Annotated in this window: 10 protein-coding genes; 1 reads left to right on the top strand and 9 read right to left on the bottom strand. The window is 72.7% G+C overall.

Annotated features, from left to right (window positions below; all coding sequences use genetic code 11):
• Positions 1-53: 53 nt before the first annotated feature.
• The 5 genes from BLW76_RS14480 to BLW76_RS14460 form a co-directional block, all read right to left on the bottom strand.
• Complete coding sequence (locus tag BLW76_RS14480; RefSeq protein ID WP_091307263.1) at positions 54-2,210, bottom strand: SulP family inorganic anion transporter; 2,157 nt, start codon at positions 2,208-2,210, stop codon at positions 54-56.
• A 331-nt stretch (positions 2,211-2,541) separates the two neighbouring features.
• Positions 2,542-4,773, bottom strand: coding sequence for a bifunctional SulP family inorganic anion transporter/carbonic anhydrase (locus tag BLW76_RS14475; protein ID WP_091307260.1), 2,232 nt, complete (start codon positions 4,771-4,773; stop codon positions 2,542-2,544).
• Between the two features lie 208 nt (positions 4,774-4,981).
• On the bottom strand, positions 4,982-6,262 hold the full coding sequence (locus BLW76_RS14470; protein WP_091307257.1) for an adenosylmethionine--8-amino-7-oxononanoate transaminase: 1,281 nt from the start codon (positions 6,260-6,262) through the stop codon (positions 4,982-4,984).
• 47 nt (positions 6,263-6,309) lie between these two features.
• Positions 6,310-7,524, bottom strand: coding sequence for a cytochrome P450 family protein (locus BLW76_RS14465; RefSeq protein WP_091307254.1), 1,215 nt, complete (start codon positions 7,522-7,524; stop codon positions 6,310-6,312).
• A gap of 22 nt (positions 7,525-7,546) precedes the next feature.
• Positions 7,547-7,960 carry an SRPBCC family protein gene (locus BLW76_RS14460; protein WP_091307250.1) on the bottom strand — a complete coding sequence of 138 codons (414 nt, stop codon included), beginning with the start codon at positions 7,958-7,960 and terminating at the stop codon, positions 7,547-7,549.
• Between the two features lie 64 nt (positions 7,961-8,024).
• On the opposite strand from BLW76_RS14460, the gene BLW76_RS14455 reads away from it, so the two are divergent.
• Entirely contained in the window at positions 8,025-8,639 is a 615-nt protein-coding gene (locus BLW76_RS14455; RefSeq protein ID WP_091307247.1) for a nucleoside/nucleotide kinase family protein, read from the top strand.
• Here BLW76_RS14455 and BLW76_RS14450 read toward each other — a convergent pair.
• The 4 genes from BLW76_RS14450 to BLW76_RS14435 form a co-directional block, all read right to left on the bottom strand.
• Positions 8,636-9,793: a glycosyltransferase family 4 protein gene (locus BLW76_RS14450; protein ID WP_208613292.1), complete on the bottom strand. Its 1,158-nt coding sequence runs from the start codon at positions 9,791-9,793 to the stop codon at positions 8,636-8,638. The two genes, BLW76_RS14455 and BLW76_RS14450, sit on opposite strands and share 4 nt — an antisense overlap.
• A gap of 80 nt (positions 9,794-9,873) precedes the next feature.
• Entirely contained in the window at positions 9,874-10,929 is a 1,056-nt protein-coding gene (locus BLW76_RS14445; protein ID WP_167384605.1) for a C40 family peptidase, read from the bottom strand.
• 458 nt (positions 10,930-11,387) lie between these two features.
• Positions 11,388-11,636 (bottom strand): hypothetical protein, encoded by a 249-nt coding sequence (locus tag BLW76_RS14440; RefSeq protein WP_091307243.1) that lies wholly within the window; start codon positions 11,634-11,636, stop codon positions 11,388-11,390.
• Positions 11,637-11,703: 67 nt separating this feature from the next.
• The gene (locus BLW76_RS14435) at positions 11,704-13,101 is read right to left on the bottom strand and encodes an NYN domain-containing protein (RefSeq protein ID WP_091307240.1); all 1,398 of its coding nucleotides are present in this window, start codon (positions 13,099-13,101) and stop codon (positions 11,704-11,706) included.
• Positions 13,102-13,164: the final 63 nt, after the last annotated feature.

Genomic DNA, 13,164 nt, shown 5'->3' with positions numbered 1-13,164 from the left:
TGTGGACGCCGGAGGTTTCCATGCCGGGCCGGACCCGGGAACCGCCGTTCGGGCTACTGCCCGGCGGCGACGAACGTGCGCGCCTCCCCGTCGAGCAGGTGCACGCTCGCCGCCCCGACATCGAAGTACATGCCGGTCAGCTGCAGCTTCCCGGCCTTCTCGGCCGCCGCGACCAGCGGGTACTCCCGCAGGTGCTCGAGCTGTTGCAGAACGTTGTGCAGGGCCAGCCGATCGGCGTCGCGAGCGGGCCGGACGCCGTCGACGGTGAGCGCGCCGGACCGCTGCGTGCTCGGCCCGACGTGCCGCAGCCAGTCGCCCAGCGGCCCCTCGGGCGCGCCGTCCGCGACGGCTTTCATTGCGCCACAGGAGGAATGACCGCAGACGACGATCTCCGACACCCCGAGCACACCGACCGCGAACTCGATCGACGCGTTCATCGACGGGTCGGCCTGCCCGGGTGGCACGAGGTTCCCGATGTTGCGGATGGTGAAGAGGTCCCCGGGCCCGCTCGTGGTGATGAGATTGGGCACGATGCGAGAATCGCCGCACGTGATGAACAGCGTGCGCGGCCGCTGGCCGTCGGCCAGACCGGACAGGGTGTCCTTGAGCAACGGCGCGGCCCGGCGGTGGAACTCCGTGGCCCCGCGGCGGGTCTGCTGGGCCGGGATTTCGACCCCCTCCGCCGCCTGCCACTCCGACCACGGCGCCAGCCAGCGCGGCACCGCCCGGGCCGCGGAGCGGTGGCGGGTGGGGCGGCCGTCCTTGCCGTTGCCGAACCACGGGTGGCCGACCTCGTCGACCTCCACCGTGCCGCCGGCGCGCTCGTGCGCCTGCTGCCAGGTGTGCAGGCTTTCGAACGCGGCGTGGTCGAGGTAGTCGACGACCAGCTCCAGCCGCACCGCCGCACCGCCCGGGATGCTCCCGAGCACCTTCGACAGCCGGGGCACCGACAGGAACGTCAGGACGCCTTCGACGACGACGCGCCAGTCGTCACCTTCCCGTTCGACGTGGATCCCCGACCAGACGGTGCGGCGCAGCATCAGCACCACCGCCAGCCCGATGCCCGCCAGCACGCCGGTGAGCAGGTCGAACACCACGACGCCGCCGAGGGTCAGCAGGTACACCGGCAGGTCGCCGTGGGCCAGCACGGTCTTCATGTGCCCGGGGTTGACGAGCTTCGCGCCGACGTGCACCAGCAGGCCGGCCAGCGCGGCGAGGGGGATGCTCTCGATCAGCCCGGCGAGCAGGACGACGAACAGCAGCACCCAGACGCCGTGCAGCACCGCCGACGCCCGGGACTTCGCCCCGGCCGCGACGTTCGTGGAGCTGCGGACGATCACGCCGGTGACGGGCAGGCCGCCCAGCGCGCCGGAGATCATGTTGGCCGTGCCCTGGCCGACCAGCTCGCGGTCGAGGTTGGCGCGCGGCCCGGTGTGCATGCGGTCGACCGCGACCGCCGAGAGCAGGCTTTCCACGCTGGCGATCAGCGCGATCGTGATGACGGCGAGGGCGAACCCGCCCCAGCCGTCGGGCAGCTGCGGGACGAGGTGGATGTTCAGCAGGTCGCCGGGCAGCTCGACGCGCGGCAGCGTCATCCCGAACACGACCGACACCACCGTGGCCACCGCGATCGCGGCGAGCGGCCCTGGCACCTTGCGGACCGCGGCCGGCAGCTTCGGCCAGACCAGCAGGAGGCCGATGGTGACGAGGCCGACGATGGTGGCGGAGTCGTGGTGGGCGACGATCTGGGCGGGCAGCTGGGCGACGTTCTCGACGGCGGAGCTCTGGGCCTTGCCGCCGAGGATGACGTGCAGCTGGCCGAGCACGATCGTGACGCCGATACCGGCCAGCATGCCGTGCACGATCGCCGGCGAGATGGCCAGCGCGGCGCGCGCGATGCGGCTCAGCCCCAGCAGGATCTGGCACGCGCCGGCGGCGACGGTGATCGCACAGGTGACGGCCCACCCGAACGTCTGGATGGTTTCGGCCATCACGACCGTGAGGCCGGCGGCGGGCCCGCTGACTTGCAGCGCGGAGCCGCCGAGCGCACCGGCGACGATGCCGCCGACGACGGCGGCCACCAACCCGGCGGCCACGGGGGCGCCCGAAGCGAGGGCGATGCCCAGGGACAGGGGAACAGCTACGAGGAAGACGACCAGTGAGGCCGGCAGGTCGTGTCGGAGCACGGCGAGGGGTCTCATGATCACCATGCAACCGGAAATCGAGTGAAATGTCCGCTACGTTCCACCCGATCGAGTGAAGAACTGGCCACATTTCACCCTTTTGTCACAAATCGGACATGCCGTTAACACGTCGGTAACACGTCGCCGACCTGTCACGTGACAGATAAATCCGGTGCTATACAACGGTTCTCTCGGGCCCCGAGCGCCCCAATGTGGCGTTCGGTGCGTCCAACGCACCCAATGTGGCGTTCGATGCGTTGAACGCAACCAACGCCACATTGGGGCGCTTGAGGCGAGGCCGGGCACGGCGAAGGCCGCCTCCGGAGCACAGGTGCCCGGAAGCGGCCTCCGCCGGTGATCAGTGTTCCAGCGCGCTCGCGGGGACGAACCCCCGCGCGGCATCGTCCAAAAGGGACACCTGCGCGGCGCCGACGTCGAAGTACATCCCGGTGAGCCGCAGCGCGCCCCGCTCCAGGGCCGCCGCCACCACCGGGTAACCGCGCAGGGTTTCCAGCTGCTGCACCACGTTCTGCAGGGCGAGCTGGTCGGCCTCGGCGGCCGGCCGCTCGCCGCCGAGCAGCAGCGGCGCCTCGCGGCTGCGGCGCCGCAGCGTCGCTTCGCCGTGCCGCAGCCAGCTGCCGAGCTGGTCGAGCCCGTCCGGGGCCCGGCCGAGCAGCGCCTTCATCGCGCCGCAGCCGGAGTGCCCGCACACGACGATCTCGGCCACCTCCAGCACGCCGACGGCGTACTCGATCGCCGCGCCGACCGAGCTGTCACTGCCGTCGGACGGCGGGACGAGGTTGCCGATGTTCCGCACGGTGAACAGGTCGCCCGGCCCGCTGGTGGTGATCAGGTTCGGCACGATCCGCGCGTCGCCGCAGGTGATGAACAGCGTGTGCGGCTGCTGGCCGTGCGCCAGCCCGTCCCACGTCTCGCGCAGCAGCGGCGCGGTGCGGCGCTGGAACTCCGAAGCACCGCGGCACAGCAGCGAGCTGGCGGTGCGCTGGGCGGGCAGCACGACGTGCTCGGCCTGCCACTGCGACCACGGCGCGAGCCACCGCGGCACGACCCGCGCGGCGACGCTGCGCCGCACGGTCGGCTCCCCCGCGCGGCCGCGCTCGAACCACGGGTGCCCGATCTCGTCGACCGTGACCGGCCCGGCGTGGGCCTGCTGCCAGCCGCGCAGGCAGTCGAACGCGGCGTGGTCGAGGTAGTCGACGAGCAGCTCGAGGGTGACTTCGGCGTGCGGCGGCACACCAGCGAGCACGCGGGTCAGCCGCGGCACGGACAGGAACGTCAGCGCGCCCTCGATGACGACGCGGTGGCGGTCGCCGTCCTTTTCGACGTGGATCCCGGAGAAGATCATCCGCCGCAGCATCAGCGCGAGCGCGAGCAGGATCCCCGCCGCGACCCCGGTGAGCAGGTTGACGGCGACCGCGCCGGCCAGGGTCACGGCGTACACCGGCAGGTCGCCGTGGCGCCGGACCTCCTTCAGCGCCGGGAGGTTCACCAGCTTCATCCCGACGTACACCAGCAGCGCGGCCAGCGCGGCGAGCGGGATCAGCCGCAGCACGCCGGTGAGCAGGAGGCAGGCGGCGAGGATCCAGACGCAGTGCAGGACCGCCGACGCCCGGGTGCGCGCGCCGGCCTCGTAGTTGGTCATGCTGCGCACGATGACGCCGGTGACGGGGAACCCGCCGAGCGCGCCGGCGGCGACGTTCGCCGTGCCCTGGCCGATGAGTTCGCGGTCGAGGTCGGTGCGCGAGCCGCCGCGGAGCTTGTCCACGGAGACGGCCGACAGCAGGCTCTCCAGGCCGGCGATGAGCGCGATGGTGACCGCGGCGGCGGCGAAGCTGCCCCAGCCGCCGCCCGGCAGCTGCGGGACGAGGCCCAGCGAGGGCAGGCCGGCGGGGAGGTCGACGCGCGGCAGGGTCATGCCGACCGCGACGGACAGGCCGGTGGCCAGCGTGACGGCGGCCAGCGGCGCGGGCACCCGGCGGACGGCCCGCGGCAGCCGCGGCCAGGCCAGCAGCACGCCGAGGGTGACCACGCCGATCAGCACGGCCTGGTCGTGGTGCGCGGCGATCTGCCCGGGCAGCGCCAGGACGTTGGCGAGCGCGGATCCCTGCGCCGTCCCGCCGAGGACGACGTGCAGCTGGCCGAGCACGAGCGTGACGCCGATGCCGGCGAGCAGGCCGTGCACGATCGCCGGCGACACGGCGAGCGCGGCACGGGCGGCCCGGGTGAGGCCGAAGAGGATCTGGAGCAGGCCCGCGGCGACGGTGATCGCGCAGGTGACGGGCCAGCCGTGGGTGGCGATCGTGTCGGCCACCACCATGGTGAGGGCGGCGGACGGGCCGCTGACCTGCAGCGGTGATCCGCCGAAGAGGCTCGCGACCAGCCCGCCGACGACGGCGGAGATCAGGCCGGAGAGCAGCGGCGCCCCGGCGGCGAAGGCCACGCCGAGGGACAGGGGGACGGCGACGAGGAAGACGACTATCGACGCGAGGAAATCGTGCTTGAGGTTCTCCCGGTGTGCGGAACGCTTCGGGGGTCCGGTGTCGTGTTCGCCACGAACGATCTCGATCATGGGGGCAGGATCGCCGAAACCGCGCGAAAAGTCCGCTACGCAAGCATTTCTCGCGTTCGCCCGGGCACAGGACGGACCGGGTTTCCCGGTCCCTTCACACTTACCGTCTCGACCGTTCGCGTGGTTTCGACCCCGGTCTGCCACGCAGGGCGACGATGAGGGACCTTCGGGTCTCGGTGTGCCGGTGGTCACACCCGATGTGCTGAATTCAGGCCTTTTCGGCGACCGCAAGCATCGCCCGGGTGATCACGCCGAGGTCGTCGTCAGTCGAAACGTAGGGCGGCATGGCGTAAACGAGGTCCCGGAACGGCCGCAGCCACGCACCGTGCGCCGTGGCGACGTCGGTGGCGACGGCCATGTCGACGGGGTGGTCGAGCTGCAGCACGCCGATCGCGCCCAGCACCCGGACGTCGGCGACCGCGGGCAGGTCGCGCGCCGGGGCGAGGCCGTCGAGCAGGCCCTTTTCCAGCCGCGTGACGTCGCCGCGCCAGCGACCGTCGGCGAGCAGGCCGAGGGAGGCGTTGGCGACGGCGGAGGCGAGCGGGTTGCCCATGAAGGTGGGGCCGTGGGCGAGGACGGGCAGCTCGCCCCGCGCGATGCCGGCGGCGATTTCCGGCGTGCAGAGGGCGGCGGCCATGCTCAGGTAGCCGCCGGTGAGCGCCTTGCCGACGCACAGGACATCGGGCGTGACGCCGGCGTGCTCGGCGGCGAAGAGCGCGCCGGTGCGCCCGAAGCCGGTGGCGATCTCGTCGAAGATGAGGAGAACGTGGTGCGCTTCGGTGATTTCGCGGAGGGCACGCAGGTAGGCGGGGTGGTGGAACCGCATCCCGCCGGCGCCCTGCACGACGGGCTCGACGATCACGGCGGCGAGTTCGTCCTGGTGCTGCTCGATTGCGGCGGCGAGAACGTCCACATAGGACTGGTCGGGCAGGGTGTCGAACCCGGACGGCGGCGCGGGCACGAAGACCTGTTCGGGCAGGACGCCGCGCCAGAGCGAGTGCATGCCGCCGTCGGGGTCGCAGACGCTCATCGGGGTGAAGGTGTCCCCGTGGTAGCCACCGCGCCAGGTGAGCAGCTTGTGTTTGCCGGTGCGCCCGCGGGAACGCTGGTACTGCAGGCACATCTTCGCGGCGACTTCGACGGAGACGGACCCGGAGTCGCAGAGGAAGACGTGTTCGAGGCCGTCGGGGCTGAGGTCGACGAGGGTCTTCGCGAGGGTGATGGCGGGTTCGTGGGTGAGGCCGCCGAACATGACGTGGCTCATCCGCCCGGCCTGCGCGGTGAGGGCGGCGTCGAGCACGGGGTGCCGGTAGCCGTGGATGGCCGACCACCACGAGGACATGCCGTCGACGAGTTCCCGCCCGTCGGCCAGCTTCAGCCGGACCCCGCTCGCTTCGGTGACCAGCAGCGACGGCACCTTCGCCGGCATGGGCGCGTAGGGGTGCCAGACGTGCTGGGCGTCGAGGGCGAGCAGGTCGGCGGAGTCCATCCGCCGACCCTACGACACGGCCTCGGCCGGCCGGTCTGCCGCGGTGGTCAGCGCAACCGCACCGGCAGCGCCTCCAACCCGTGGACCAGCGAACTGCGCCGGTACACCAGCTCGTCCGGCTTGGCGTCCAGCGCGATCTCCGGGAACCGCGCCAGCAGCCCGCCCAGCGCGATCTCCGCCTCCAGCCGGGCGAGCGGCGCGCCCACGCAGTAGTGGATCCCGTGCCCGAAGGCCAGGTGACCGCCGGCGGCGCGGGTGATGTCCAGCTTGTCCGGCTCCGGGTACCGCTCCGCGTCGCGGTTGGCGCCCAGGAGCGACACCAGCACGAACTCGTCCGCGGGGATCGTCACCCCGCCCACCTCCACCGGCTCCGCCGTGAACCGCAGCGTCGCCAGGTGGATCGGGCCGTCGAAGCGCAGGAACTCCTCGACCGCGCCCGGCAGCAGCGCCGGCTCCGCGCGCAGCCGGGCGAGCTGCTCCGGCTCGCGCAGCAGCGCCAGCACGCCGTTCGCGATCAGGTTGACCGTGGTCTCGTGGCCGGCGACCAGCAGCAGGAACGCCATCGACACCAGCTCGGTCTCGGACAGCGAATCGCCGTCGTCGCTCGCGTGCACCAGGTCCGACAGCATGTCCTCGGCCGGCTCGGCGCGCTTCTGGGCGATCAGGCCCGACAGGTACGCGAACATGCTCGCCGCCGCGGCCTGGATCTCCTGCTCGCGCACCGCCGCGCTCAGCAGCGTCTTCGACCAGCCGGCGAATTCCGAGCGGTCTTCCTCGCGCACGCCGAGCAGCTCGCAGATCACCGTGATCGGCAGCGGCGCGGCGAACGACGCCACCAGGTCCGCCTGCTCCTGCCCGGCCAGCGCGTCGAGCAGTTCGGCGGTGATCTCGGTGACCCGCGGCCGCAGCCGCGCCACCGTCCGCGCGGTGAACGCCTTGTTCACCAGCTTCCGCAGCCGCGTGTGGTCCGGCGGGTCGGAGTTGAGCATGTGCTGGCTGAGGTCCGCCCCGGAGCCGCTCAACAGGGCTTCCGGCGGCAGCTTCGCCACGAAGAGCTCCCGGATGCCCTGGCTGCTCTTCCGCAGCCGCGGATCGGCCAGCAGCGCCCGGGCGTCCGCGAACCCGGTGACCACGTAGGCCGGCAGCCCCCGCGGTGGCAGCCGCACCCGGCGCACCGGGCCGCCGCCGCGCAGCATCTCCGCGAAGACGTGCGCATCCTGGGCGAAGTCCTCCGGCACCTCGAGGATCTCGTCGCTCGTCATGGCATCCCCCCGTCCAGCGGCGTCAGCGTTCGGCGAGTGCCGCCACGACGCGCTCGGTCACGTCCTGCCAGTATGCCCGCTGTTCCGCGCGCTCTTCCGCGTCCGCAAGCCATTCCTGGTGGAACCGCAGCGTGGTTTTGGCGCCCGAACCGCTCAGCCGCACCTGCACGGTCGAGTCGTGGTCCCAGTCGCTCGGCCGCCACGTGAGCCGCACGCGGTCGCCGTCGACGAAGCTGCGGATCTCGCCCACCGTGCCGTTCGCCGTTTCGTACTCCGCGCCCGCTTCCTTGGGCAGCTCGACGCCGGGGCCGAGCCAGATCGCGACGCCGTCCCGGCTGACCAGGAAGTCCCACACCGCATCGGCCGGGTACGGCAGCGTGCGCGAGACACCGATGTTCCACCCGACATCGGCTGTCTTCCCCGTTGAAGAAGTCATGGCCTCATCCTCGCACCGGGGTACGACAAAACCGGCGACCGGTCCGGGTGGAGGATGGGGACCCGTGCGCTACCGCCCGATCTCCCCCGCCGTCCTCGCCGAAGAACTGACCGACCGCATCGACGCGCTCCCCGGGCCGCGGCTCGCGGTGGCCGTCGACGGCGCGGCGGGCGCAACCGGGACCGCGGAGCTGGCGGACGCCCTGGTCGATCCCCTGCGCCTGCGCGGCCGCGCGACCCTGCGCGTGTCGGCGAACGACTTCCTGCGTCCCGCGTCACTGCGCTTCGAGCACGGCCGCACCAACCCCGACGCCCGCTACACGGACTGGCTCGACCTCGGCGCCCTCCGCCGCGAGGTCCTGGACCCGCTCAAGGGGTCCGGCGAGGTCCTGCCGTCGCTGTGGGACGCCGGCCGCGACCGGGCGACCCGCGCCGAGCGGGTGCCGCTGCCCGAAGGCGGGGTCGTGCTCCTGGACGGCGAGCTGCTGCTCGGCGCCGGCCTCGCCGTCGACCTGGCCGTGCACCTGTGGCTCTCCCCCGCCGCGCTGCGCCGCCGCGTCCCGGAAACCTGGGCGGTCCCGGCCTACGAACGCTACGAGGAGGAGGTCGGCCCGAGTTCGCTCGCCGACGTCGTGGTGCGCGTCGACGATCCCCGGCACCCGGCCCTCTACACGCCTTAGCGGACGGCGGCCACCGGATCGCCGTCCAGCAGGCCGGACAGCCGCCGCGCCAGCACGTCCCAGCGCCAGTTCGCCGTCACCCACGCGCGCCCGGCCTCGCCCATCCGGCGCGCGCGCACCGGGTCGGCCAGCAGGCTGGCCAGGGTTTCGCCGAGCTGGCCGACGTCCCGGCCGTCGACGACGTGCCCGGTGACCTCGTCGAGCACCGCCTCGGGCGCCCCGCCGGAGTTGCCGGCGACCACCGGCAGCCCGGTCGCCGAGGCCTCCAGGTAGACGATGCCGAGCCCTTCGACGTCGAGACCCTTGCCGCGGGTGCGCGCGGGCATCGCGAAGACGTCGCCCGCGGTGTAGTGCGCCGGCAGCTCGGCCCACGGCACCGACCCGGTGAGCACGACGTCGCGCTCCAGGCCCAGCTCGGTGACCAGGCCGGCGAGCCTCTTGCGGTACGGGCCGCCGCCGACGATCAGCAGCGCCGCGCCCGGCACGCGCTCGCGGATCGACGGCAGCGCGCGGATCAGCTGGTCCTGGCCCTTGCGCGGGACCAGCCGCGACACGCAGACGACGGTCGGCCGGTCGCCGAGGCCGTGCCGGGCGCGGATCTCCGCGCGAGCGGCCGGATCCGGCCGGAACACCTCGGTGTCGACCCCGGACGGCAGCGGCTCCAGCCCGGCCATCGCGCCGAAGGCCGCGGCGAAGCGGCTGCGGGTGTACCGGCTGACGTAGGTGACGACGTCGGTCGTGTCGCCGATCCGCCGCAGCGCCTGCCGGGAAGCCGGGAGCATGGACCAGCCGACCTCGTGGCCGTGCGTCGACGCCACGACCCGGCGCGCCCCGGCCCGCCGCAGCGGCTGCCCCAGCAGCGCGAGCGGCGCCGCCGCACCGAACCAGACGGCTTCGCAGTCCCGTGCGCGCATGATCTGCTTCGCCCGGCGGAGCACGTCCGGCGTCGGCAGCATCAGCGACGTCGGGTGCCGGACGACCTCGAACGGCGCTTCGGCGTCGAACTCCTCGTGCGACCCCGTCCGCGACTCCCACGACGGCGCGTAGACGACCAGGTCGTCCGCCGGCAGCCGGGTGGCGAGGGAGTTCAGGTAGTTCTGGATCCCCCCGGGCCGCGGCGGGAAGTCGTTGGTCACGAGCAGGGTCTTGAGCACGCCCAGAAGGCTAACGGACGCCGGAGGGGCGGCACCGCGTGTGCGGTACCGCCCCTCGAATCGGACACAGTGCTGCGAATTCACGCCGTCGGGCGGCGCGCTCCCGAGTACTGGCTCTGCAGCGGCGAGATCTTCACGACGTCGCCGGTGTCGGGCGCGTGCACCATCTGGTTGTTGCCGATGTACATGCCGACGTGCGAAACGGGCGAGTAGAAGAACACGAGGTCGCCCGGCTGGAGCTGGTCACGCGGCACCGCGGTGCCGAAGGTCGACTGCTCGCGGCTGGTCCGCGGGATGGTCAGCCCGGCCTGCTTGTACGCCCACGACGTCAGGCCCGAGCAGTCGAAGGTGTTCGGGCCGGTGTTGCCGTAGACGTAGGCGCTGCCGAGCTTGCTCAGCGCGGCGTCCACGGCCGCCTGCGCCGCGGCGGTGGGCGCCTTGATGTTGCTGGGCGGAGTCGCGCCGCGGTCCCGCTGGGCGGCCTTGTCGGCGGCGCTGAGGTTCCGGTTAGCCGCCTTGAGCTGCTCGATCTGGTCGTTGAGCGTCTTCTGCTTGGCCTTGATGTCCTCGGTCAGCTTGGCCGCCGCGTCCCGCGCGTCTTGCGCGCGCTTCGCGGCGTCGCTGGCCTTGGCCGCGGCGTCGGTGGCCTGCCGGACGGCGCCGGTGAGGTTGTCCATCGCGGCGTTCTTGCCGGTCGCGAGCACCTCGAGCGCCGAGGAGCGGTCGAGGAAGTCCTGGGTGGACGTGCCCGCCAGCAGCGCCGACAGCTTGTTCAGCTGGACACCGCTGGTGAACGACGCACCGGCGAACTTGTCGACCTCGGTCTGGTACTTCTTCTGGCTCTCGGACGCCGTGGTGGCCTGTGCCTTCGCCGCGTTGACGTCGGCGGTGGCCTTGTCGAAGTCGGCCTGCTTCTTCTTCAGGTCGTCCTGCGCCGAAAGCAGGTCTTCGTTGAGCTTCTCGGCCTGCGCCGCGAGGTCGCGGTACTGGGCGAGGGCGTCGGAGCCGGTGGGCGGGGTCTGGAGAACGGGGACGGGGGCGGCGATGGCCGACGGCTGGGCCACGGTGACGAGCGTGATCACCGAGGCCGCGGCGAGGGCACCTGAAACCACGCGCCTGAGGGAATGCGACTGCACGGTCGCGCGGGTCTCCTTTGCGTCTCGGCCGCCGACGGGGACCGGGGCACGAAGAGGCCGGGGATTTCCTCTTCACCGCTGTCCCGCCACCACGCGCCCGTACCGTGCGCTCTGGCATGCACGCTTTTGCCATGCACGAGCCGCAACAGGTGAAGCACGCGGTGGTGGTTCCGGTTCCCAGCTTCCCGACAAAGCTGCGTCCGGCGGCGATCTCGCGTCGCCGTCTCCACCGACGGCCGGGGGCCACGAGATCTCGGACAGGTTACGAAAAGAGCGCCACCGCGTCCACCACCTCTCGCCCAAAAACTGTGCGTGACGCCGCTGAACACCATCGGACCAGGGCGGGAGAATACATGTGATGGGCGTTACACGCTGGGGTTTCTCCGGAGCGCTTTTCGACTACCGACCGTTCACCGATTCAATCGACCATTCGGCGCGCCGTCACGAAACGGTGGAAATCAGGCGGCAGGGTCTTCGACCAGCCTCAGCCGGGGCACCATCCCGGCCTCGGCCAGCGCATCGATCGCCCGCCGCTCGTCGGCGTCCCACACCACGGCGGGTGGCGCGCCGAGCAGCACGCTCACCACGCAGTCGTGGCACGAGATGCCCCGCACGACGCAGCGGTCGCAATCGACCACCAGGTTCTCGATGTCGGAAACGGCGATGTGCGAGACGTCCACTTCGGACAGCTCGGGGGTGCCGCTCATGGGGTCCTCCTCACGTCGGGATCGACTGGGGAGAACGGTAGGCGCCACCACCGACAATTTCGGGCGGTCAGACCCTCGACAGGCGGCTGACCAGCACGGATGAGGGAGCGGGATGGGCGCCGCGGCCACGCACCGAGTCCGCCACCGCACGATCCGACGTCGCCACGACCATCGGCCGCCCGGCGGGCTCGGCCGCGACGAGGTTGCGGATCACGTCGTCGGCCAGCACCCCGCGGTCGGAGAACAGCACCCGCACCCCGCGGGGCACCGAAGCCGGGACCGACAGCACGCCGGCGCCGTCGAACACGACCGTGACCTCGGCGGACGTGCGCGCGGCCAGCGCCGACAGCTGGTGGATCAGCCGGTCGCGCTGGTCGGCGAGCGCGAGCTCGGGATAGCCCGTCTTGGTGACGTTGTAGCCGTCGACGATCAGGTGCACGTTCGGCAGCGCGAGGTAGCGGTCCAGGGTGGACACGTCGGCGATCTTGCCGCCCTGGCCGGTGCCGGCGCTGGCGCCGCGCACCATGTCGGCCGGGCGGGCGCCGCGCGCGCCGAGGGCGAGCTCGCGGCGGAGGCCGGTGACGGCGCCGTCGATGGTGTCGATGAGCAGGGCGAGCCGCACCTCGTCGGCCTGGCGGGCCTCGCGCGCGGACTGGCGGGCGATCTCGGCGTCGGCGACCGCGCGTTCGGCACGGGCGCGTTCGACGGCGACGCGCTGGCGTTCGCGCTCGAGCTGGGTGTTCAGGGCGGCGATTTCGTCGGTGCGGGCCGCGGAGCCGCGTTCGGCGTCCGCGGCCGCCGCCTCGGCCGCGTCCCTGGCCTGGCGCAGCTGGACGCCTTGTTCGCGAAGGCGCTTCAGGAGCTTCTCGACTTCGCCCTCGCGCTCGCCGCGGGCGTTTTCGGCGGCTTGTTTCGCTTCGGCGAGTTCGGCCCGGACCTGGGCGAGCTCGGCTTCGAGCCGCTGGGTGCGGGCGAGCGCGGCGTCGCGTTCGGCGCGCAGGGCGTTTTCCTCGGCGTTCCGCGCGACCAGCCGGACGCGCCCGGTGGCCCCGGACTCGCCGAGGAGGACGGCGGCGGCCGCCGCGGCGACGGAGTCGGTGGCGTTGGGGTCGAGGGCGTCGGTGCGGTGTTCGCGCAGCCACTCGATGACCGCGGTCCGGAATTGGGAGGAGTCGGCCAGCGCCGCGAGCAGGGCGGCGCCGCCGAGCTTGGCGCGCTTGGCCGGGGCGAACTTGGCGACCGGCCGCAGCTGGCGGGGCACGTCGGTGGCGGGCAGCTTGGCGACGGCGGCCGCGGCGAGCTCGGCGATCCGGTCGCGGACCGGTTCGGGCAGGGCGGGCCAGCTGCCCGGCTCGGGATGTCCGGCCTGGTCAGCGGCCTCCTCGGCCGGCTCGGGACGCGACGCGACGCCCGAGGGCCCCGTGGGGTCCTCCGGCGGCTCCGGCACGAGCGGCTGCGGGTGCATTGGTCCAGGGTAGGCCCCGCCCCCGCATCCCGCGCCGCGCACCACACGGACCGGCTGCGCGCC

The sequence above is a fragment of the Amycolatopsis tolypomycina genome, from assembly GCF_900105945.1.
GTDB classification, from domain to species: domain Bacteria; phylum Actinomycetota; class Actinomycetes; order Mycobacteriales; family Pseudonocardiaceae; genus Amycolatopsis; species Amycolatopsis tolypomycina.
Note: the sequence above shows the minus strand (reverse complement) of the source record. Positions and strands in the feature narration are given on the sequence as shown.